The sequence below is a fragment of the Segatella copri genome (assembly GCF_026015465.1).
Taxonomy (GTDB): domain Bacteria; phylum Bacteroidota; class Bacteroidia; order Bacteroidales; family Bacteroidaceae; genus Prevotella; species Prevotella copri_E.
In genome coordinates this window covers 858,260-883,508 of the sequence record NZ_JAPDUQ010000001.1, presented here as the reverse complement: position 1 = coordinate 883,508, position 25,249 = coordinate 858,260, and the positions used below count along the sequence as shown (strand labels likewise).

Here is a 25,249-nt window from a genome sequence, read left to right as displayed (position 1 = left end):
TTCAGTAACGAATTAATCTATATAATATAAATATTAAACAAATGGTATAAAAAATCCCAGAATCGCTCTTCCAAGCAGTTCTGGGATTTATTATGTCTGATAGTTTGCCATGATGTGCTTCCGTTTGCCTACAGATATGGCTGCGTGGGGTTAAGAATATGACTGCATTGGGTTAAGAATATGACTCCGTTGGGTTACGGATACGACTCCGTAGGCTAACGGAGACGTATCCTTCGGCTTGTCGAGATATCTGCGTCAGCTGATTGAGTCACTTGAGTTAGCTGATTGAACTACTTGAGTTAGCTTACTGAACTACTTGGGTTAGCTGATTGAACTACTTGAGTTAGCTGACTGAGCTATATCAGTATCCTGTAGTATTACATGTGTATTTTTTTCTAATTTAATGCCACATTTGTCACACTTATACTTAACTCTTTGATTATTAGAGGATAACGTGTGGCAATAAGGGGTGTTTTTATTGTCACCTTATTGCCACCTATTACCACTTTTGGCATAAAATCAGCAAAATAACGGTGTTTTTGAGGGATTTGCTACGTCCCGACGCAGCAAAAGTTACGTCCGGACGTAGTAAAAGATACGTCGTGACGTAATTTCAGTGCGGGAATTCAATGGCAAGAAGTATATAAATAATCCCAGAATCGCTCTTCCAAGCAGTTCTGGGATTTATTGTGTCTGATAGTTTGTTTACCATTTAAAGAGGTGAGGAACAAATTCCTTGAAGCAGCGGCGCCAGGTGAGCCACTCATGATGAGTGCCTGGTGATACATAAACATCGAGCTTGATGCCCAGCTCCTTCAACTGCTGTGCCATCTTCTCGGTACCGAAGTTCTCTTCCGAACCGCAGCCCATAAACATATAATGAATGTTCTTGTTGTATTTCTCTGCATCGGCAAAAACTCCATTGAAACAGGTCTTTACATCCACGCCAAAGAGTGCACCGCTAAAGGTGCCAAGGGCAGAGAACTTATCCATGTGAGGCAATACCGTGTTGAATGTCTGGCAACCGCCCCATGACAATCCTGCCATCGCACGATGCTCGCGGTCGGTATAAGTGCGGAATGTCTTGTCAACCATCGGAATCAGATCCTTGATAATCACATCATAGAAAGAAGCTCCATAGTGGCTGCGCTCTTCATCTACATTCTTGCCTGGACGGGCAACAAAAGGCTTCTTTACATCGCCACTCTCCATGACCACAATCATAGGCTCAGCCTTGCCTTCTGCTATCAGGTTGTCCATGATGTGCTGCATCATTCCCTGCTTGCTCCAGCCCGTTTCGTCTTCGCCCATGCCATGCTGCAGATAGAGCACAGGATAGCGCTTGGTGGTGTTGGTTTCATATTCGGCAGGGGTGTAAACCATGGCGCGGCGGAACTGTTTCTGAGAGGCTGCATAGTAAGATACTGAGCGAACCTGACCGTGGGCTACGCCCTGCTGAGGACGGTAGTAGTTGCCTTCTGCTCCTTCTGGAACTTCCAGACCGCCTGCTTCACGGCAGCAGCCGAAGTAGGTTTCGCTGGCAGGGTCAACTACCTGCACGCCATCTACATTCAGAAAATAGTAGTGGAATCCTACTACCAGCGGATCGCTCACGCCGTACCAGTCGCCATCCAAATCCTTTTTCATCTCATATTGCTTGCCGCAGATGTCGAAGATTACTTTCTTTGCCTCAGGAGCATGGAGCTTTACATAAGCTCTGCGGTCCTTATCTACACGCGGATAGTTGCTGTCTGGAATGATTCCCTGCAGGGCGAGCATCATGTTTGCATAGCGCTTGCCCATGGTGCGGTAGCTTTCTGCGATGAAGTGGAGACCGTCGCCACGTTGTGGACAGCCCTTTGAAGAAATGACGTGGGCTGTAGGAATGGTCTTGGCAATATCATCAACGATGGCGATATGTGCCCAGCATTTTCCGCCCATATCCTTCTGTACGGTTTCGCCTACGAGCAGAGGTACGTCTTCTGCCTTCAGATTCAAATCCTTCAAGATGTCGTTATAAACAGTCTTTACACGGTTAGGCCAGTTGGCATCGCCGTTGTTGGTTTCGCCCTGATGCAGGAGGATGCCCTTGATAACACCCTGCTTCTTGGCTATTTTTGCCAGTTCTATCAGTCGGGCGTATGGATTTCCGTTGTACTGGGATGCAAAGTTTTTCATCCAGTCGGGTTGTTTCTTGAGATAAGCCTTATAGGTACGCTTATCGAAGAGGTCGATGCTGGCTCCGCCCACGGCCACGGTGATGGTTCCCACCTTGATGCTGTCTGGCAGGTTATCCACCATCTTTCTTCCGAAATAGTCAACAGGAGTCAGTCCTGTAGAGGGTCTTGCCTGTGGCGGCACGGCGGTGTGCCATTGTCCCTTCTTCCATCCCGCCTTTTTATCATCCACGGCATACATAGCCTGGAATCTCGGGTTCACGCCGGTTCGGTCGATGTCTTCGATAGCCGCATTTCCTTCCATGTTCGACTGTCCGAAGCAGAGATAAATCTGAAAATTAGGATCAGGCTTTTCCTGAATCTTACTGCCCGTTTTCTGTGCCATCATAGGTAGGCACGCCATCGCGAGCATCGATGCTAAGATTGATAATCTCTTCATAGTTTATATTTAATTAAATTATTAGATTGATTTTCATCTTCTGTTCTGTTTGCAAAGTTATGAAAAGATTTCCATACGTGCTTTGTCTCATATATCAATAACTTTTCCCTTTGTTATATAATAAGGTGATTCTTTTTTCTCAGGTCTCAGAATATGTTTCATTTTGTTTCTTTTGGGGTAGATGTTATGTTTGATAAAGTATTTGTTACTTGAGGTAAAATGCGTTTTAATGTTTTTATCTATTTTTGCGACGTGTTTCAGCATCTTTAATGAAATTTTTGAGAATTTAGGATGTAGAATATAATAATGTAGTATTTAGCAACTGACAAGTAAGTATAACTATTAATCTATTTTTAAGATGATAAATTTTAAAATGACCTCAAATCCGCAACCTATAGGGTTTAGTGGGATTTTGCTTGCAAAGCGACAAAATTCATTTTATTGTACATATTTCTTGCACAACAGAAATGTCGCAGACACAAAATTCCCTTACCCCATAAAGCGACTTGAGGTAATACGCCGGTTTAACCAGAAAAGCATGGCCTTTAACCAAAGTCTGTCTTGAACAGGTTGGCATAAGCATAGTTGTCTGAATAAATGTTCAATACATGCCTACGTGACGTCTTAATCCATTTTGCAGGAACAGAGATGAACTTGAACACAAAGGTCTTGATTCTGCTGGTGGCACGCAATCCAAATTCATGGGTTTTCAATCTCTGCATAATAGCTTTGTAGAAGTTTCTGATGAGAGCTGTCATAAGCAGGAATACAGTATTCTGTGCCATGAACGATTTTGGCAATCGATTCCAGCCAAAGCCATTGTTCATGTCATCGAAGATGCGTTCCTTGCCACCACGAAGATTGTAGAATTCCACGATGTCTCTTGCACTCGACTTGTAATCGTTAGTCAGTATACATCTGTAGGTATATTCGCCTTCCCAAATGTCAAGGTCTCCATCTATTCGCCTTTGTCTCTGTATGACAAGACGATACGGTTTTCCTTTCCATTTCTCAACAAGGATGGAATTCAGCTCAAATTCAATACCGTTGATTTCAACAGTTTTCCATCCAGTCAAGGCAAACATGGAATCGTAGAAGGAAGAGCATCTGTTGGCACGAATATAAAAATGCCTGCAATGAGCCTCTACCATATCTACGATTTCCTCCGAGCATGAGCCGCAATCCATGCGGGCACGGGATATATATACTTCTGATGCCTCCAGTCGCTTGAAGATTCTTTCCAAAGTCTCTCTTTGGTTGAAGCGCACGTTTGTGTTGCCGTCTCTATTTTCAATACCGACAATCATGTCGTTAATGACTGCCACACCTGGACTATAGCCCAGGAACTTCTTGTAGGTTGGTTTTGCATCATGCTTCTCTGTTTCAATGAACTGATGGTCAAAGTCAAAATCATACTCTTGACCGGATTTCAATTGACCAGTAGCAAGCAGGGCTTTGATCAATAAGCAGTTCATCTTGTCTGCAGTATTGAAATCATAGGAGTTGCCAGAAGCAGATTTATAGGTGATGTTCTTACAAGTCAGTTCTTCGATAGTACGCAATATGGTGTCTGCGCTGCAAGTGCGAAGAGTTGGATGAAGAGACAAATGTTTCATCAAGTGAGTTGTAACATCCTCAATACATGAGCCGCCACAAAGATATACGCACATCAGAGAGCGTAGAATTTCGCTATATTGATAACCAAACATAGTGCATCTCAATCCCAAGGTGGAATCTATGGTTTGAGCTAAAAGAGCATCAAATTGCTCCATAATAGAAAAAATTCCTCCAAAAGGAGTGAGTTTCTCAGATTTTATTTGTATCTTTGCCATGTCATATTAGAGTTTTGCTTGTCTTCTTTTCGCAACACTAAGGTAAGTGAAAATTCTGACATGGCAAAATCCTGGGCAACTTTTTGTTGCTCAGGCACTTATAAATAATGTTAAACTATAGTGTTGCGGAATTAAGGAATGATTGAAAAGCCGTTTGTATTGCTATTCCTGCTCTGTTTGCTTCCTTTGGGAGTTTCGGCTCAGAGCATAGTAAAAGGTATAGTGACTGATCCAAGTGGAGAACCTGTGATTGGTGCTACTGTTAAAGTAGATGGTAGCAAACTGGGTGTTGTTACCGACTTGGACGGTAAGTTTAGCATTGATGCTGCACCTGATGCAACATTGACAATTACCTATGTGGGTATGGAGCCTAAGACCGTGAAAGCTGAGGCTGGTAAAACACTTTCCATTACCTTGAAGGACGATTCAAAAGTTCTTAATGATGTCGTTGTCATCGGTTATGGCGTTCAGAAGAAGAGCGACCTGACTGGTGCAGTTGCATCTATCAAGAGCGATGACATCAAGGGTTTGTCAGCTACCGATGCCGGTGCTGCCCTCCAGGGTAAGGCTGCCGGTGTGCAGATTATCAACTCGGGTGGTCCGGGTGAGGCTGCCGATATCCGTATCCGTGGTTATTCTTCCAATAGTGGTAATATCGGTCCGTTGCTCATTGTCGATGGTCTGAAGGTGGATAACATCCAGTACCTGGATCCATCTATGATCGAGAGCATGGAGGTATTGAAGGATGCCGCTTCTGCTGCCATCTATGGTGCGCAGGCGGGTAATGGTGTCGTTATCATCACAACCAAGACGGGTGCTGCCAATGGCGGTAAGGCACAGATTTCTTACAGCAGCAAGTTCACCATCCAGTCGTTGGGAAAGAAGGCTGAAATCTTTGATGCTCCTGAGTATATCGAGTATCACAAGTATTTGGGCGACTTGACCGATGAACTTCTGAAGAAGAACAACTATAATGGTCAGAACACCAACTGGTATGACGAGGTATTTGAGAACAGTCTGGCTCATCAGCATAGCCTCACCGTGCAGGCAAGCAATGGCAAGGGCCGTTTCCTCGCCAGCTTGAATATCCTGAACAATGATGGTATCGTTAAAGGTAGCAAGGATACTTATAAGCGTTTCACTGGTCAGATCAATGCCGACTATGATATCTATAAGTGGTTGAACGTGACTACTAATACATCTTTTGAAAAGTGGAAGACCAAAGGTGTAACTAAAGGTTATGGTTCATTGCTGAACTCTGTGGTTTCTATCGATCCTTTGACTCCAGCTTATATCAGTAATGTGGAGGATTTGGCTCCTGGCATGAAGGCCCAGGTAGAAGCCGGTGGCCCAGTTCCAAGAGATCCAAGCCATAACAATGACTACTATGGTACTTCTAAATATGTAGATGATGCTACTGGTAACCCTCTCTATCAGCGCGACCGTCATGACACATGGACTTCTGGTATCAATGTACGTGGTACCGTTGCTGCCAATATCAAGCCATTCAAGGGCTTTACATTTACTTCTCGCTTAGGTTATCGTATCACTCAGAGTAACTATCATAACTACGAGACTCCATATTGGTTATCATCTATGGCACATAGTGAAAACTATACCATTGAAGCGAAAACCAATAATGGCTTGTACTATCAGTGGGAGAACTTTGCCAACTATTTGACAACAATCGGCAAGCACACTATTGGTGCCATGGCAGGTATGTCGTTTACCAAGAATCATTGGGACAATAGTTCCATCAGTTCTACAGGAGGTAACATACTCACATCTTATGAGCCAAACTTCCATTACATCGACTACTTGTTGGCTAATGCAACCAAGAATGTAGGTAACGCTCCTTCAGATGCTACAGAGTTATCTTACTTTGGTCGTGTATCTTACAGCTATGACAACCGTTACTTCATGCAGGTTAACTTCCGTCGTGATGCTTTCGATACATCAAAACTTTCAAAGAAGGCACGTTGGGGTAATTTCCCATCAGTTTCAGCAGGATGGGCTATCAGCAATGAGAAGTTCTTCAAGGACAATATAAGTCGTGATGCCATTTCTTTCTTGAAACTTCGTGGTTCTTGGGGTCAGAATGGTAACGTCAATATCTTGAACAATTATCGTTATGCTTCTACCTTAGCTCTTAATCAGAGTTTCTATCAGTATAATCCTTCTATTGGAGATGGTAAGCTGACTTTTGGTTCTAAGCCTTCTGGACTTGCTAACCCAGACTTGAAGTGGGAAACTTCAGAGCAGATTGACCTTGGACTTGATGCGCGATTCCTTAACGACCGCTTGACTTTGGGCTTAGACTGGTATCGTAAGACAACCAAGGACCTCTTGATTGAAATCGCTCCTCTTCCAGAGATTGGTGTAAACAAGAGAGTTGTTAATACAGGTAAGGTACTTAACTCTGGTCTTGATTTCGAGTTGGGTTGGAGAGATCACATCAAGGACTTTAAGTATAGTGTGACCGTAAATGGTTCAACTCTGAAGAATGAGGTGAAGGAGGTTTCTAACCTTGTAAGCCGTTTGACCGAAATAGGTATTGATGGATTCAATAACCAGCTTAAGCCTACATTCGAGGCTGGCCATCAGGTATGGTATTTCCGTGGTTACAAGTATGCAGGTGTAGCCGAAGATGGTAGCGCTCTCTATTATAATAAGAATGGCGAAACAACTTCAGCTCCAACCGATGAAGATAAGCAGGATTTGGGCTCAGGTATTCCTAAGTTTACTTATGGTATTACTCTTAATGCAGAATATAAGGGCTTTGACCTCACCGTATTTGGAACAGGCTCTGCTGGCAACAAGATTTACAACTTGATGGTTTCTGCAGACCGTCCGTTGATCAATGGAATTGATACCTACTGGAAGGATTCTTGGAGAGCAGACCGCACCAATGCTAAGTATCCTGATATGAAAAAGGTTTCTACAGACTGGAAGTTCTTCAGTTCTGATGCAGCAGTGTTCAGTGGCTCGTATTTCAAGATCAAGCAGATTCAGTTGGGCTATACATTGCCAAAGGCTATCACTAGCGTGGCAGGTATCAGCAATCTTCGTGTATATTGCTCACTGGATGATTTCTTCACCATCACCAAGTATCCTGGTGCTGATCCGGAGACCGCTTCTATCAACAGTGGCGCCTCTCGTGGTTTTGATAATGGTACTTATCCAACTTCCAAGAAGGTGGTATTTGGTATCAATGTAACATTCTAACCTTTAATATTCAAAAACAATGAAGAAAATATTATTTTCAACAATATTGGCTCTTGCTGCCACAGGAACAATGACGCTCACTACATCTTGTGAGGATCAGCTTGACATTGAGCAGAAGGGTGTAATACCTACCGAGAGCTTCTATAAGACCGATGCTGATGCAGAGTCAGCCCTCGTTGCTGCATACGAAAGCTTTATGTGTAATGTGATGGGACGTAACCACGATGGTGGTGGCCCAGGTATTTATACTCCATTGAAACTGATAGTCAATGAGTGTGGAGACGATGTGTTGGCAGCAGGTGCCAACTCTGGTGATAATACGTTTGGTATCATGCTCAATCAGTTCTATTATGATGCTGAGGCTGAGGTGCCAAAGTTTATGTACACAGGCCTCTATCACTCTGTATATGCCTGTAACCTTGTACTCGATCACTTTGCCGATGCTACTACCGCTGTGCAGAAACGTTGTGCCGCAGAGGCTCGTGTGCTTCGTGCTTATGATTATTTCCTGTTGGCTAATCTCTGGGGTACTCCACCATTGGTAACTCATGTTCTGGATGCTTCTGCACTGCCTTTTAATTGTGATAAGGATCCTGAGCATCCTATGGATCACAAACAGTTGATAGAGTGGATTGCGCAGGAATGTGAGAATGCTGCCAACGATTTGGATGAGCGTAAAAGTAAGGATGACAAGGATGGAGCAGTGAAGGTAACCAAGGGCTTTGCATATGCTCTTGCCGGAAAGACTTATTTGTTTGCCGGTCAGTATGACAAGGCTAAAACTGCCCTTAAAAAGGTTATAGACTCGGGCAAGTATGATCTTGTTCCTGGTGAGAAATATGCTGACAACTTCCATATCGAGGGTGATGCCAACGAGGAGAAGGTATTTGAAGTCAACTTCGAGTATAATGCAGGTAAGACCGATTGGGGTGGTATGATTCAGCGTTCTAGCTGGATGGAAACCAACTATTGGGATTGGCGTGCTGATCACTTTGTTGTTTCTCCTAACAAGGTTTATTGTGGCGGTGTTGATGGCTGGGGTGGCCTTGGCGTGCCTCAGTGGTTTGGTGACGAGTTCTATAAAAATGATGGTGACTCTTATCGCTTGAAGGCTACTTTAAAGCATATTGATGATGCGGTTTATCATATGTCTTACGGCAAGGATGAAATCGATAATATGACTGACGAGCAGAAGAAAACCAGTAACAAGATTGGCATCAATGACCCTGTTCAGGGACTCTACGGCAACTCTACCTGGTTGGCGTTCAAGCAAATAATGAGAGCTTCTGATACTGAAGGCAAGAAATATGGTGATAACATTCGCTTGAATAATTATCTTGTCATGCGTTACGCTGAGGTTTTACTCAATTATGCAGAGGCTTGTCTTCAGACAGGCGATCAGGCTGAAGCTAAGAAATATATCAACATGATTCAGAAACGTGCTGGTTCCAAGACAATCAGTGAAACTGTTGATATGGATGTGTTGAAGAAAGAAAAGTCATATGAGCTTTGGCTTGAAGGCTGTCGTTGGTTCGATATCATGCGATGGAATGATACAAAGGCCATTGAGCGTTTGACTAAGGCTGGTACAGTCGTGCCACATTTGTTTGATAAGGTTTTCAGAGCTCCAAAGGCAGACGACCAGAATGTAACTTGGGAGCATGGAACAGAAGCAAACAGCCGTTTCTATACGACCAACACTCCTGAGACTAATTTCAAGGTAGGTTTCAAGAAGGGCAAGCATGAGTTCTTCCCTTATCCACAGACCGTGATGGATAAGAATCCTAACCTAAAGCAGAATCCTGGTTGGTAATCATGAAGTTGTTTTGTTAATATAGTGTTTTAAGTTTAAAGAACTATAGATTGTTTGACAATTAGGGGGTGTTTTGAAAAAAAGCACTCCCTTTTTTCTTCTTTAAAGGAATTTACGTATGAAAACATGGATGTGTGCCTTGATGCTGGCGTTATCGACAGGAGCTTCGGCTCAGAACCCGATTATCAGCGGACAGTATTCTGCTGATCCTACGGCTCGCGTATTCAACGGGAAGGTATATCTTTATCCTTCTCATGATATTCCGAGTCCTATTGAGAAACTGAAGGAATGGTTCTGCATGGCAGATTATCACGTTTTCTCTTCCACTAATCTTACGGAGTGGCAGGATCATGGAGTCATCGTTTCGCAGGATAAAGTACCTTGGGTACAGGACGACAGTTATACGATGTGGGCTCCTGACTGTGTAGAGAAAGACGGAAAATATTACTTCTATTTCCCTGCCGCTCCGAAAGGGGAGGAGAAGGGATTCGGAATAGGTGTGGCGGTTGCCGACCAGCCTGAAGGACCGTTTATGCCGATGTGGAAACCCATAGAGGGTGTGCACGGCATAGATCCTTGTGTGCTGATAGATAAGGACGGACAGGCTTATATCTACTGGGCTGGAGCAGGATTGCACATGGCTAAGCTGAAACCAAACATGACGGAACTTGCCTCGGAACCCAAACTGGTAGAGGGATTGCCTGAGGGATTCAAGGAAGGACCATTTGCCTTCGAGCGTAACGGCAAGTATTATTTCACCTTCCCTTGGGTACGTGAAAAGGATGGAACCGAAACGCTGGCTTATGCCATGGCTGACCATCCGATGGGACCTTTCACATTCAAGGGTATCATCATGGATGAGTCACCTACGAAGTGCTGGACCAATCATCATAGCATCGTGGAATATCAGGGACAGTGGTATCTCTTCTATCATCATAATGATTATTCGCCTAAGTTTGACAAGAACCGCTCGGTGCGAATCGACTCTCTGAACTTCAATCCCGATGGAACGATACAGAAGGTGATACCTACGCTAAGAGGTGTGGGATTGACGAACGCTCGTTCGCATATTCAGATTGACCGCTATTCTGCGCTGCAAGGCAAGGGTATTGGTATTGAATATCTGGATAAGAACAACTGCTTTGCCGGCTGGAAGACTCTCTTTTCTAAATCGAATACTGCCCTTATATATAATAAGGTGGATTTCGGTAATGAGAAGGTGGAAGAAATCACCGTTCGTGCCAAGTCTTCAAAGGGCGGTGTGCTCGTAGTCAGAGCCGATGGCAAGAAGGGTAATATCATCGCTAAGGTGAAGATTCCAAAGTCGGCTGTCTGGAAGAATATCCGTGCCCAGGTGCTTCATGCTCCTCAGGGCGTTCATGCTCTCCACGTATCCTTGCAGAGTGGTGCCGACGTAGAGGTAGACTGGCTGGGCTTCGATGCGTTGCCTTGGGAAAAGGGAGCTTTTGAAACTCACCAGTATCGTAATCTCTTTGCCGAGATGGGCTATAAGCAGGCTGATATTGACAGGAAGGTGAACGAAGTGTTCAATGATGTATTCTACGGTAAGAACAAGGTTTATTTCGAGGTGGGCGATTCCATGGGATATGTCAGCGATATAAAGAACAATGATGTGAGAACCGAAGGCATGTCGTATGGAATGATGGCTGCCGTGCAGTTTGACAAGAAGGACATCTTCGACCGCCTCTGGCGATGGAGCAAGAAATACATGCAGCATCAGGAAGGACCTTATAAGGGCTATTTCGCATGGAGCTGCAAGACTGATGGAACGAGAAATGCGCAGGGAGCCGCATCGGATGGTGAACTCTATTTCGTAACTTCGCTCATCTTTGCATCCAACCGATGGGGCAATGATACGGGCATCAACTATCTGAAGGAAGCGCAGCATATTCTGGATTGCAGCATGCAGAAGGCGGGAATGGACCGCACAGCTCCGCTCATCAATCTTGAACATCAGCTCATCACCTTTACGCCCGATCATTGGGGCGGGAAGTTTACCGACCCTTCTTACCATCTCCCTGCCTTTTACGAGGTTTGGGCGAAATGGGCTAACGACGGACGTTCCCAGTTCTGGAAGGAGTGTGCAGAGAAAAGCCGTGAGTTCCTGCATAAGTGTATCAATGAGAAGACGGGCTTGAACCCGGACTATTGCAACTATGATGGCAGTCTGATGAAGACCGGTCGGTTGTTGGGTGATGCATTCCGTTATGACTCATGGCGAGTGCCAATGAACATAGCGCTCGATTATTCCTGGGCTTGCAAGGATAAGGAGTGGCAGCAGGAATATGCCAATACGCTGCAGAACTTCCTGTATAGTAAGGGCATTGATTCTTTCCTGGACCAGTATAATGTAGATGGAACGATGGTAGAAGATATTCTGCCGGCAGGTACAGCTCCTAAGGCACTCCGCCATTCTATCGGTTTTGTTGCTACAGCGGCTGCGGCTTCATTGGTCAGCAATCATGTGAAGGGCAGGGAATTCGTCAGTCATTTCTGGAATGCCAAGCATGAGCCAGACAAGGAAGGTTTCTTCGATGGCTATTACGACGGACTGTTGCGTCTCTTCGCCTTCATGCATCTGAGTGGCCGTTATCAGATTATCGAACCTCAATAATAATGAATAGTCTATGTACAATATTTTCAATAAAATAGTTAGATTGTTTTGTTTATGTATATTCCTTTTTGGACATTCCTCTGCGGATGCCCAAAATAGGAATTTACCTGAAGACATCAATCCTTATTTCGGACCAGTCGGCAAGCAGGCTGCCATGCCTAATGCGGCTGGATTTATTCAGAGATGGTTGCTCCTGGAGCCAATCTCTATGCCGGTCAAGAGCAATGTCGTTTTTACAGATTCTTATCTGAAGGAGATATTCCATACGCAGTATTTCCCTAAACAGATGGAAACAGTTCCTAAGGATAGAGCCGTCGTGAAGGTGGGCAAGGAAAAACTGAAATGGCATGCGCTGGACAGTAAACTGTTTAATGTGAAGCTCTTCCGTTTTGCTACTTCGTTTAAGAAGCCCAAGTATGGTGTCTTGTTCTGGGCGGTTACCATTATCGATTGCCCTGAGGAGATGAAAGACGTCCGCTTGTCTGTTGGCTCGAATGGTGCTTCCATGTGGTGGCTCAATGGCGAGGAGGCGGTGATGCTCGAAGGCGACCGAAGAATGGTTCGCGATGATGTGGTTTCCAAGAAGCTTACCTTGAAGAAAGGTAGGAATATTCTTCGTGGTGCAGTAATCAATGGTCCTGGTATGAGCGACTTCTGTGTCCGATTCATCGACGGACAGGGCAAGCCTGTCAGAAACCTGTCTATTCACGTGAAGTAGTGCAATCAATAAAGAAAGTTATGAAACAGAACAATATATTTTTCAGATATTTTAGCCCGGTTGCTGCTCAGCAGAAACTTTATGCCGCTGCTTTGGTTGCCTTGTTGTCTTCTTCTGCTTACGAGGCAGAAGCCCAGGTGGGCGAACCTTTCATTCATGACCCTTCTACCATTGCCCTGTGTGATGGAAAGTATTATACCTTTGGAACGGGTGAAGGTGGAATCTGGTCGGAGGATGGCTGGACCTGGCAGGGTGGTGCTGTTCGTCCCGGCAGAGGAGCGGCTCCTGATGTGTTGAAGATTGGCGACCGTTATCTTGTAGCCTACAGTGCTACGGGCGGTGGATTGGGAGGCAGTCATCGCGGTGATGTCCTGACGATGTGGAACAAAACGCTTGATCCGAAATCGCCTGATTTCAAATATACTGAACCGGTGGTGGTAGCTTCTTCATTGGATGATGAAGACTGTGATGCCATTGATGCGGGCTTGTTGCTCGACCCTACTACCGGCAGACTCTGGCTCAGCTATGGTACCTATTTCGGATTTATCCGTCTGGTAGAACTTGATCCGAAGACTGGTAAGCGGATGGAAGGCAACGAACCCGTCAATATCGCCATCGACTGCGAGGCTACTGATTTGATTTACCGCAACGGCTGGTATTATCTTCTCGGCACCCATGGCACCTGTTGCGATGGTCCTAATTCTACCTACAATATCGTTGTGGGACGTTCGCGAAAGATAACCGGTCCATACGTAGATAATGTGGGCAGAGAGATGTTGCAGGGCGGTGGAAAAATGGTGATTGCTGCCAACAATCTGAAGACGGGTCCCGGTCACTTCGGCCGCTATATTGAGGAAGAGGGTGTAGAAAAGATGTCGTTCCACTATGAGTCTGATTTCAGACAGGGAGGACGAAGCGTGTTGGCCATCCGTCCTTTGTTGTGGAAGAACGACTGGCCTGTGGCTGGTGATGAATTTCATGCCGGAACCTACGAGATAGAATCGGAACGAAGAGGCTATGCCCTGGAGATTGCCGTAGATTTCGTGAGAATGCAGCGGGATATCGAACCTTTCTGGATTAAGCCGACCAAGCCTCTGAAGAATATTGAGCCTCAGACCTTGAAGGAGGTAGAGACAGAATGGCCTAAGGGCGAGGTAAAGGTAAGAATGAACGATTATATGTTCCGTCCTCATCAGAAGTGGAGTATCATGCCTGCCGGAAAGGGTGGTTATCTGGGTGGTCCTTATTATAAAATCTGCATAGAAGGCACTACTCGCTATCTTACCGCAACCGCTCTGCATGATGTCATTGCCAAACCTGAGTTTACGGGTGAAGATGCCCAGCTTTGGCGTATCGAACAGCTCACCGATGGTACCTATCGCATCATGCCTAAGGCAGTGCCAGGCACTGAAGAGAAACTGGCATTGGTTTCACTCGGCGATTGTACCCCAGGCTTGGCTCCTTTCGATTTCAATAGCGATAATTCTAAATGGAATTTCAGACAACAATAAATTCATGATGATTTGACAATCGAGAAGCGTCCCAATCATAAACCCTCTAATAAAATAAACAGAAGTATGCTAAAGAATTTATCTTTCATTGCCCTTTTGGGCATCGCTGTCGTTGGCCTTCCAAGTGAACTCAGCGCCAAGAATGTAAAGGTGGCAGGCACCCAGAAAGGTGCGGCTGCCAAGTCTATCACCCGTCAGGTGGCTCAGCAGAATGTAACCATCGAATTCTATTCTCCATCCATCGTCCGCATCTTGAAATCTGATGCCGGACTTGGTGCTCCTGTTCAGAAGAAAAGCTATTCTGTCATCTTGAAACCTCAGCAGATGAAGGGCGTTCAAATACAGGAAAACGGTGATATTGTAAAAATCAATTCTAGTTTTATTTCCGTTGAACTGAATCAGCAGACTGGCGAAATCCGCTTCCTTTCGAAGGATGGAAAGCTGCTGCTTACTGATACGAAGACCCGTCTGGAAGCTCGCAAGGATGAAGCCAACAAGGGCAAGTACCGTATAGAGCAGGACTTCCGTCTTGCTGATGACGAGGCCATCTATGGTCTGGGACAGTTGCGCGATGTTTACATGAATCAGCGTGGTAGACAGAATATCGTACTCTGGAACAATAATACTTATATCGCCATCCCTTATTTCACCAGTGAGAAGGGCTATGGTCTTTACTGGGACAATGCAGGAAAAACCTATTTCAATGATATCGTAGCATCCAAGAATAATGGCAACCAGCCATCATGCACTTCCTTTACCAGTGAAGTGGGAACCTGCGCCGACTACTATTTCATGTATAAGGATGGTATGCAAGATGGAGTCATCGCCAGCATCCGTGAACTCACCGGACAGGCTACCATGTTCCCGAAATGGGCGATGGGCTTCTGGCAATGCCGTGAGCGCTATAAGACCAGTGATGAACTGGCTGGCGTGTTGGACAAGTATCGCGAACTGAAGATTCCTACTGATGCCATCGTACAGGACTGGCAGTATTGGGGATGCGACTCCAACTGGAATGCGATGAAGTTCCAGAACCCATACTATATAAATAAGGTGGGCGACCCAGCCTATGCCAAGTATCTTCCTACCGATATGAAGCAGATGAAGGTACAGGGAGAACCCCGCCTGAAGAGTCCGGAAGAGATGGTGAAGTATGTTCATAAGAACGATGCCCATCTGATGATTTCCATCTGGGCAAGTTTCGGTCCTTGGACAGAGCAGTATCGTGAACTGAAGAAGATGAATGCCCTCCTTCCTTTTGAAACGTGGCCAAGAAACAGTGGCGTGATGCCATACGATGTCTTCAATCCGAAGGCTCGCAACCTCTACTGGAAGTATCTTACTCATCTCTACCAGATGGGCTTTGATGCCTGGTGGACCGATTCTACGGAGCCAGACCATTTTGAGAAGCCGGGCGATGAGAACTATCAGACCTTCGATGGTTCATGGTTGGGCGTGAAGAACGCCTTCCCATTGTTGCACAACAAGAGCATCTACGAGCACCAGAGAGCGATGAAGGGCAACACAAAGCGTTCGCTCCAGATGACTCGAAGCGGCAGTCTCGGTATTCAGCATTATGGCACCATCTGCTGGAGCGGTGATGTGGTGGCTTCCTGGGACGAGATGAAGAATCAGATTCCATCGGGCTTGAACTTCTCGCTCTGCGGTATCCCATTCTGGAACACCGACCTGGGTGGTTTCTTCTACTGGGAGTTTGAACAGAATCCAAAGAATCCAGCCATTCAGGAATTGCAGACCCGCTGGATGCAGTGGGGAACCTTCATGCCATTGATGCGCAACCACTGTTCTTCGCCGATGGTAAGCGAACTGTATGAATTCGGAAAGCAGGGCGACTGGGCTTATGATGCTATGATTAAGGCCATCAAGCTGCGCTATCGCCTTTTGCCTTATATCTACAGTACGGCTGGCGACTGTGTACAGAATAGCGGAAGCATGATGCGTGCTTTGGTAATGGATTATGCGGCAGACAAGAAGGCTTCCCGTCTGAACGATGAGTATCTCTTCGGCCGCAACATCCTGGTGAAGCCGGTAACCGATCCTTTATACACCTGGAAGGATAAGGAGAAGAAGGGACATACCATCTATCCTGATGTAAGGAAGGCAGCTGCGCCTGTGAATGTTTACTTGCCAAAGGGTAATAAATGGTATGATTTCTGGAGAAACACCCAGTATGAGGGCGGTCAGGATATCCAACGCCTTTGTCCTATCGACATCATGCCTGTGTTCATCAAGGCTGGTACCATCCTGCCATTCGGTCCTGAAGTGCTGTATAGTTCAGAGAAACCTTGGGATGAGCTGGAAATTCGTGTCTATCCTGGTGCTGATGGTAAATTTACGCTCTATGAGGATGAGGGCGACAACTACAACTATGAGAAGGGTAAATTCTCGGAAATCCAGTTTGTTTGGAATGAAGCTGACAGAACTCTGAGCATCGCTCCACGCAAGGGCAGCTATAAGGGAATGCTCCAGCATCGCAGATTCCATATCGTACTGGTGGATACCAATAGTGGTGCGGGCGATCAGCCTATGCAGGCAAGCAAGAGTGTGGAATATGACGGAAAAGCTGTAAAGATACAGCTGTAAGTGTTACATTATATAAAGTATTTGATACTTGTAATAAAGTAGTATTCTGCTTTTTTGTTTATCTTTGCAGCACAAATAACAATTTAATATACTAATAGCTTAATAGTAATTACAATGAACAAGAATGTTATATACGCAGCTTTGATGTTTGTGGTAACTATGTCCTCCGGCAATGTTTCTGCACAGCAGTTTCCTTATCAGAATCCAGCCCTCTCGGCTCATGAGAGAGCGGTAGATTTATGTGGTCGTCTCACTTTGGAAGAGAAAGCTTCTCTGATGCTGGATGATTCGCCGGCTATCCCACGATTGGGAATCAAGAGATTCCAGTGGTGGAGCGAGGCACTGCATGGTGTGGCGAACATGGGAGATGTAACCGTCTTTCCGGAACCTATCGGAATGGCAGCTTCGTTTAACGACAGAATGGTGTATAGAGTCTTTGATGCAACATCTGATGAGATGCGTGCCAAATGGAATGAACTGCAGCAGAAGGGAGGAGATGTAACCCGTTTCCATGCTTTATCTGTCTGGACTCCAAACGTGAATATCTTCCGTGATCCTCGCTGGGGACGTGGACAGGAAACCTATGGTGAGGATCCTTATCTTACCAGTAGGATGGGATGTGCCGTGGTGCGCGGATTGCAGGGACCTGAAGATACGAAATACCGCAAACTCTGGGCTTGTGCCAAGCACTATGCAATTCATAGCGGACCAGAATGGGCTCGCCATACAGACAATATTACCGATGTTACACCGCGCGACCTTTGGGAAACTTATATGCCCGCCTTCAAATCACTTGTGCAGGATGCCAAGGTGCGTGAGGTGATGTGTGCCTATCAGCGTTGGGATGATGAACCATGCTGCGGCAACACCCGCCTTTTGCAGCAGATTCTCAGGGATGAGTGGGGATTCAAGTACCTGGTAGTTTCCGACTGTGGCGCTGTTACTGATTTCTGGGAGAACCATAAGGTTTCGAGCAATGCCAGAAATGCAGCAGCTAAGGGTGTATTGGCTGGAACCGATGTAGAATGTGGATTTAATTATGTATATAAATCAGTGCCTGAGGCTGTGAAGTATGGTGCCCTGACTGAAGAAGAAGTTGATAAGCATGTGATTCGTCTGCTCGAAGGTCGTTTCGACTTGGGTGAGATGGATGACAACAAGATAGTATCATGGTCGAAGATTCCTGTATCTGTGCTTTGCAGCAAGGCACATCGCCAGCTCTCGCTCGATATGGCTCTGCAGACCATGACGCTGCTCCAAAACAATAATGAGGTATTACCTCTCGATAAAAAGCTAAAGAAGATTGCTTTCATCGGACCAAATGTGGATAACGAACCGATGATGTGGGGAAACTATAATGGTACTCCACGACAGACAATTACCATCCTGGATGGTATCAAGAGTCGTTTGAAGAAAAACCAGGTCGTCACCTTTAAAGGGTGCGACCTGGTGAACGACCAGACTTTGGATTCTTACTTCGACCAGTGCAGCATGGATGGCAAGATGGGCTTTAAGGGCACTTTCTGGAACAATCGTGAAATGGAAGGTAAGCCTGTTACCATCACTCAGGAAAAGAATCCTGTGCAGGTAACGACCTATGGTCAGCACTCCTTCGCTCCTAATGTGAAGCTGGTGGGCTTCTCTGCAAAATATGAAACCGTGTTCCGTCCTAAGCAGACAGACAAGGTGTTGCTCGACGTGGCTGGTTGCGGTCACTACGAGGTTTATCTGAATGGTGAGAAGAAGGCAGAGCATTCTATCTGGCGCACTACCGAGAGTCGTATCGAGTTCCAAGCCGAGAAGGGCAAGGAGTATAAGATAGAGATTCGCTATCACGAGATGCCTAACTATAATGCGGACATGAAGTTCAATATCGGGCATGAGAATCCTATCGACTATCAGGCTTCGCTCAAGAAGTTGAAGGATTGCGAGACAGTAGTCTTCGTAGGTGGCATCTCTCCACAGTTGGAAGGTGAGGAAATGCCTATCGAGATTTCTGGCTTCAAGGGTGGTGACCGCACCAACATCGAATTGCCTAAGGTTCAGCGCAATTTCCTGAAGGCTTTGAAGGAGGCGGGCAAAAAGGTTGTCTTTGTCAACTGTTCTGGTTCGGCTATCGCCTTGACTCCAGAGACAGAGAGTTGCGATGCTATTCTCCAAGCCTGGTATCCTGGTCAGGAAGGTGGTGAGGCAGTGGCTCGTGTACTCTTCGGAGAGTACAATCCTGCCGGCAAGTTGCCTATTACGTTCTATAAGAATTCTGAGCAGTTGCCTGATTTCAAGGATTACAGCATGAAGGGCAGAACCTATCGTTATATGAACGATGCGCTCTTCCCATTCGGTTATGGTTTAAGCTACACTTCTTTCCGTATTGGCGATGCTACACTTTCCAACTCTATCCTGAAGAAGGGTGAGAAGATTACGCTGAAGGTACCTGTAAGCAATGTAGGAAAGAAGGATGGAACCGAGATTGTGCAGGTATATGTGAAGGATCCTGCCGATACCGAAGGACCATTGAAGAGCTTGAAGGCTTTCGAGAGAGTGGAGGTGAAGGCAGGAAAGACTGCTGAGGCTGTCATTACGCTGGATAGCAGAAACTTCGAACTCTTCGATGCTGCAACCAATACCGTCCGTGCCAAGGCAGGAAAGTATGAGGTTTATTACGGCAGCAGTTCGGCTGATAAGGATTTGAAGAAACTGGATGTTTCTATTGAATATTAAGTAACGGTATACTTTAATATATACTGCTTTCAATAGTATCAATCCAATAAAATAATCGAATTATGAAAAGAATCCTTTGTGTACTTATTGCAGTCCTATGTCTCTGTACTTGCTGGGCTGGGAATGGCAAGAAACCTATTGTCTGGGAACAGCCGATAGCTGAATCGAACCAGCTATTTTATGATCCTTTTCAATCTCAACTCAACATCTATCGTGTGGAATTCGCAGATGATGAAACACGAGTGTTCATGCACATCACTTTTCCCCCACACTATTGGATAAAGTTTGTGAAGGAAACCTATCTCCTTGCTGATGGCAAGAAATATCTCGTCAAGAGCTGTGATGGACTGAAACTTGACGAAGAACACTATATGCCTAGCTCAGGCAAGGAGGATGTGGTCTTCCATTTCGCACCGCTCCCCAAGAAGACCCGAAAGTTTGACTTCCTGGAAGGTGACGGCAAAAAGAACTTCAAGATATTTGGCATCGAGAATATCGATACCCGCATCAAACAGCTCTTCTCCTCGCTTTGGCGAAACGATGCGACCGGCGATTGGGAGATAGGATTCTATGATGATTTCGCCATCTACGACTGCCGTTACTGGCAATACAAGCAGAAGAATCAGAAGGGCGACAAGTATTCTTTCATCCTTACAGATGGCAAGAGCGACCTGGCTGTCAACATCGACAAACCTCAACATGGCAAGCGCACGATGAGCATCAACGGCAAGAAAGCCGAATATTCGCTCATTACCACTTCCACCCTTCCGGATTATCCGCAGAAAGATGAGACCACAAGTCTGAAGGATACTCATAACAAGCCCGATACGGCTATTGTTGTGGGATGGCTCAGAAATATGCCTAAGGAACTTTGGGATAGAGGGCAGGAGTATAGTGTGCAGTATTATGATCTCTTTTCCACATTCAAGGAAGTGAGCAATTGTAGCAAGCTCGATTCTCTTGGCAGATTTGAGATCAAAGTACCCCTCATTAACTCTACCGAGGTTTTCATGGACTGGAAACATACTTATATCAACACGGTGTTGGAGCCAGGTGAGACCTATTATCTGCTCTATGACTTCAAGTCTGGACATTCCATCTTCATGGGTAAGAACTGTCGCTTGCAAAACGAACTGCTAGCGCATCCTATCCCAATGATTAACGCAGACTATGCAGGTAATGAGAATAAGGTTCCAGCCCAGGAGATGATGCAGATTCTTGAATCCAGATATAAGGAGGCTGAAGGGAACTTACGGAAACAGATAGAAAAATCGGCATCTATTTCCAAATGTTATCAGGAGTATGCGGCTCAATACCTTCTCTGCACTTATGCTTCGGATATCTTGCAAGGAGCATATCGTGTAAAAGACCATATTTTCCCTCAGGAATATGTAAGCCAAGTGGAAAAAATATGGAAGGAGATTCCGCAGCCTTATACTCAGTTTCGTGACTATAACATGCTGACTAAAAATCTCATCGACCAGGAAGCAAGGTTAAAGTACAGTACACTCATGGGGAAGACCTATGGATTCTTGTTCACCAATTATTATCCGGAACTGTTGAAAAAGCACAAGGCTCAGGGGGATATTGCGATAACAAATTCTGAAATTGCTACGGTGGAACAATGGGCTAAGAATCTGGATAGCATGACTATCAAGCAATATCAGACGACAGATGCCAAGGAGCAGGAGAAAATAGTAAATGCTTTTTCCAACTCAGTCCTTGCCAAGCGTGCTACGGCTATCATTGGAAGAGAAGACATAGCCAAGATGCTTAAGGATGAGTCTCCTCTCCTCGAAGTATATTATGCCCAGCATATAGCTGATAGCATGGGATGCAGCCAGCAGCAGAAAGATGTCATCATCTCCAAAGCCTTACTTGAGATGTTGGAAAGAGAAGCCATACCACTCAATAGTTATGGTCTTGACCTGGCAGAACACAGCATCAGTTCTGAAGTTCTCAGGGAGAAAGTATTGGCAGAACACCGTAAGTACCTGTCTTTGCAGAATAGGGACATTACTGCCAGTCTCAAGACAGCTCCTCAGGGTATGAGCGATGGTGAGAAGCTTCTTCGCCATATATTGGAGCCTTATAAGGGAAAGCTTGTATTGCTGGATGTCTGGGGAACCTGGTGTGCCCCTTGCAAGGAGGCTCTAGCCCATTCGAAGGAAGAGTTCGAACGCCTGGCGCCATACGATGTGGTATATCTTTACATGGCAAGCAACAGTCCTGAAGAGTCATGGAAAAATCTCATCAAACTGAATAATCTGGTTGGCGACAATATCGCCCACTACAATTTGCCAGCGGCTCAGCAGAGTGCCATCGAGAACTATCTCAACATTCGCTCCTTCCCATCCTATCGCCTCTTCGACAAGGAAGGAAATCTGGTAGATGTGAAAGTGGATGCCCGCCAGCTTGACAATCTGGAGAAAATCATCAAGGAACTGAACAGATAGTAAGAATACTGATAAAATCCCCTTCAAGGTATTGGGTGCACAGTTGAATACATAATAAATCCCGAAATCGCTTGGCGGTTTCGGGATTTTTGCTTATCTTTGCCAACGTAAATAGTAAATTGTTGATAATATGGCAACGAAGTTATATCCAATAGGCATGCAGACCTTCTCTGAGATTCGAGAGGAGGACTTTCTCTATGTAGATAAGACGGAGTACATCTATCGTATGACTCATACGAGTGGAAAGTATTTCTTCTTGAGTCGTCCACGTCGTTTTGGCAAATCTCTTTTGGTTTCGACTTTTGAGAGTTACTTCGAGGGAAAGAAGGAACTCTTTAAGGGACTTGCTATTGAAAAACTGGAGAAGGAGTGGACGAAATATCCTGTGCTTCATTTTAGTTTGGCAGGTGGAAAGCACATGGAGAAGGACCAATTGGTGCGCTATCTCTTGTATATATTGAATGTAAATGAAGAAAAATTTGGCATCGTCAATGATTCTCCTGACCCGAATGTTCGTATGCTTAATTTAATAAAAACGGTATATGAGCAGACTGGGCAGAAGGTCGTTGTGCTCATCGATGAATACGATGCTCCTTTGCTCGATGTGGTACATGAGGATACTAGCTTGGATATATTGAGAGAGGTGATGCGCAATTTCTATAGTCCCCTAAAGGATAGCGACCGTATGCTGCGTTTCGTCTTCTTGACAGGCATCACCAAGTTCTCGCAACTTAGTATATTCAGTGAACTCAATAATATTACTAATGTGAGTATGGATACAGAATATGCTGGCATTTGCGGCATTACCAAGGAGGAACTTGTGACAGAAATGCATGAAGATATTCAGCAGATGGCAGATGTGTTGGGCTTGTCGTATGATAAAACTTTGGAAAAGTTGAAGGAAAATTATGATGGCTATCATTTCGCCTGGCCTTCTTCTGACATATTCAATCCATACAGCTTGCTCACTTGCTTTTCAAAGCGAAAGGTTGATTCCTATTGGTTTGGCTCAGGCACTCCTACCTATCTCCTTAATATGATGCGGAAATATGACTTTACACCGATTGACCTGGGTGAACAGATGGATGCATCAAAGGATGATTTCGATGCAGCCACTGAGACGATGACTACTATCATGCCTTTGCTTTATCAGAGTGGTTATATCACAATCAAGAATTATGATCCGGAAACGGAACTCTATACCTTGGCTCTGCCTAACAAAGAGGTGAGGATAGGTTTGTACCGCAGTATGTTGCCGCTTTATTTGGCGGCAAAGTCTGCAATGTGCAATACGACCGTGGCCAAGATGTCGGCTCTTATCAATAAGGGTAATATGGATGGTGCTCTTCAGCTATTGAAAACGTTCTGGGAGACGGTACCTTATTGCGATAATACCGATTATGAGGGGCATTATCAGCAGACAATGTATATCATCTTTGCCCTGCTTACGAATTTCCGTATATTGGTGGAACAGCATACTTTCCGGGGAAGAACAGACATTACGATGGAAACAAAGGATACCATCTATGTGATAGAACTGAAATTTAATAAGTCGGCACAAGAGGCTCTTGACCAAATTAACAACAAGCATTATGCTGATGCTTTTGCCCTAAGAGACAAAACCGTGGAAAAGATTGGTATGAACTTTATGATTGATGAAGATAAGACGATCGTATTGGATTGGGTAAAATAGTTCCCTTGGTAGCAGAACCTCTTCTTCCTGGATTGGTGGAAGTCTGGGGAGTAGCAACAGAAAAGATGGCCTCGCAAAACGCGAGGTCATCTTTTCTATAATAAAGGATTATCTATCAATAGAGCATGCCAAACATCCATAACGGAATGATGTTGCCATAGCCCGTTTCTATATCATCCTTTACCACATATCCATTCTCTATGTTCTGTAGCTGATTTTGCTTTTTCTTCTTTCCGCCAACCTCGAATGTATATTTCCCGTTAATCAGAAAATCTGATATAGGGGATACTGTGACAGGCATGAGAGAGCGTGTCTGATTGAAGAAGAAAGTTTCTCTAACTGTTCCTATCTCCACACTCTTTCCAGCAAGGGTATAAATGAGTGTTGGATTATCCAGATAGATCTTATCCACTTTGCCTAGACCTTGAATGCCACCTGTTGAAGTACGGAGTTGCCTAATAAGTCCTGCTTTCTCCAAGTAGGCGCAAAGGTCGGCTATATTGTTTCTTGAAACTTCAAGTTGACCTCCTATCTGGCTCATGTTAGGTTTGAATGGCGCACTTTGAGCGATGATGGCAAGTAGTCTTTTGAGCTTTCTTGCTGTTGAAACCGTAAGGTCTGCATATTGCGGAATATCGGTTTCTATCGTTGCATTGACAACTTGCTGAATATACATTCTGATGTCGCCATTAGAAAAAGGATAATATCCTCGTTGCAGATAGTCAGCGAAATGTTCTAGAGGCAAGAAACCATTTGGTATATCGACTTCCTGTTGCATGAGCTGGTCTAACGTACATACAGGAAAATGGATTCCATGAAAGAGTTCCAGATATTCGCGATACGAGAGTCCTTGAATCTCGTACATAAGTGCACGACGGCTCAGGTCAAATGCCCCCTTTGCTATGTCGAGAACAGATGACCCTGTAAACATTATATGGAGTTCAGAATGATAATCATATATCAATTTCAGCTCCCTTGCCCAATCCTTGTATTTATGGATTTCATCAATGAAAAGATACTTTCCTCCCATCTTTGCAAATGAATCTGCCAGTTCGGTGAGTCTGTGACTGGCAAAATAAAAATCTTCTGCCTGTACATAGAGAGAGTCTTTTCTTGGTAGTTGTTCTTTGATGTGTTGAAGCACCAAAGTTGTTTTACCGACACCTCTTGGTCCCATTAATCCTATCATACGAGCATCCCAATTGATGCGATTATACATATAGCGATGAAACGTAGTACTCGTTTCTCTCAGCAATTTGTCGAATGTTGCTTGTAATTGTTCCATATTATGCCTGTTATATTGCTCTTTATGGGTGCAAATATACAAATTAAATACGAAATTGCACTGAGTAGAGTGCAATTTTTAACGTAAATTGCACTCTACTCAGTGCAATTTGCGAATGTATATAAGGTTGTAGCGATAAA

12 protein-coding genes are annotated in these 25,249 nt (G+C 44.9%); 9 read left to right on the top strand and 3 right to left on the bottom strand.

Annotated elements, in window-relative coordinates; genetic code table 11:
• Window positions 1-705: 705 nt before the first annotated feature.
• Window positions 706-2,616: a sialate O-acetylesterase gene (locus ONT08_RS03700; protein ID WP_264959275.1), complete on the bottom strand. Its 1,911-nt coding sequence runs from the start codon at window positions 2,614-2,616 to the stop codon at window positions 706-708.
• Between the two features lie 545 nt (window positions 2,617-3,161).
• Entirely contained in the window at window positions 3,162-4,448 is a 1,287-nt protein-coding gene (locus ONT08_RS03695) for an IS1380 family transposase (protein WP_264959274.1), read from the bottom strand.
• A gap of 138 nt (window positions 4,449-4,586) precedes the next feature.
• Between ONT08_RS03695 and ONT08_RS03690 the strand changes: the two genes are divergently transcribed.
• The 9 genes from ONT08_RS03690 to ONT08_RS03650 all read left to right on the top strand — a co-directional run bounded on the left by ONT08_RS03690 (window position 4,587) and on the right by ONT08_RS03650 (window position 23,824).
• Window positions 4,587-7,673: a SusC/RagA family TonB-linked outer membrane protein gene (locus ONT08_RS03690; protein ID WP_264959273.1), complete on the top strand. Its 3,087-nt coding sequence runs from the start codon at window positions 4,587-4,589 to the stop codon at window positions 7,671-7,673.
• A gap of 19 nt (window positions 7,674-7,692) precedes the next feature.
• Entirely contained in the window at window positions 7,693-9,486 is a 1,794-nt protein-coding gene (locus ONT08_RS03685) for a RagB/SusD family nutrient uptake outer membrane protein (protein ID WP_264959272.1), read from the top strand.
• A 118-nt stretch (window positions 9,487-9,604) separates the two neighbouring features.
• Window positions 9,605-12,121: a glycosyl hydrolase family 8 gene (locus ONT08_RS03680; protein ID WP_264959271.1), complete on the top strand. Its 2,517-nt coding sequence runs from the start codon at window positions 9,605-9,607 to the stop codon at window positions 12,119-12,121.
• A 13-nt stretch (window positions 12,122-12,134) separates the two neighbouring features.
• The gene (locus tag ONT08_RS03675; RefSeq protein ID WP_264959270.1) at window positions 12,135-12,839 is read left to right on the top strand and encodes an acetylxylan esterase; all 705 of its coding nucleotides are present in this window, start codon (window positions 12,135-12,137) and stop codon (window positions 12,837-12,839) included.
• Between the two features lie 20 nt (window positions 12,840-12,859).
• On the top strand, window positions 12,860-14,350 hold the full coding sequence (locus ONT08_RS03670) for a family 43 glycosylhydrolase (protein ID WP_264959269.1): 1,491 nt from the start codon (window positions 12,860-12,862) through the stop codon (window positions 14,348-14,350).
• A 66-nt stretch (window positions 14,351-14,416) separates the two neighbouring features.
• Window positions 14,417-16,954: a glycoside hydrolase family 31 protein gene (locus ONT08_RS03665; protein ID WP_264959268.1), complete on the top strand. Its 2,538-nt coding sequence runs from the start codon at window positions 14,417-14,419 to the stop codon at window positions 16,952-16,954.
• 114 nt (window positions 16,955-17,068) lie between these two features.
• A complete protein-coding gene (gene xyl3A / locus ONT08_RS03660) occupies window positions 17,069-19,675 on the top strand; it encodes a xylan 1,4-beta-xylosidase (protein WP_264959267.1) in 2,607 nt (868 codons plus the stop codon).
• A 62-nt stretch (window positions 19,676-19,737) separates the two neighbouring features.
• Window positions 19,738-22,131 carry a TlpA family protein disulfide reductase gene (locus ONT08_RS03655; RefSeq protein ID WP_264959266.1) on the top strand — a complete coding sequence of 798 codons (2,394 nt, stop codon included), beginning with the start codon at window positions 19,738-19,740 and terminating at the stop codon, window positions 22,129-22,131.
• Window positions 22,132-22,261: 130 nt separating this feature from the next.
• Window positions 22,262-23,824 carry an ATP-binding protein gene (locus ONT08_RS03650; protein WP_264959265.1) on the top strand — a complete coding sequence of 521 codons (1,563 nt, stop codon included), beginning with the start codon at window positions 22,262-22,264 and terminating at the stop codon, window positions 23,822-23,824.
• A gap of 115 nt (window positions 23,825-23,939) precedes the next feature.
• Here the strand turns inward: ONT08_RS03650 and ONT08_RS03645 are convergent, their stop codons facing one another.
• Window positions 23,940-25,109, bottom strand: a complete 1,170-nt coding sequence (locus ONT08_RS03645) for an ATP-binding protein (protein ID WP_264959264.1) — start codon at window positions 25,107-25,109, stop codon at window positions 23,940-23,942.
• Window positions 25,110-25,249: the final 140 nt, after the last annotated feature.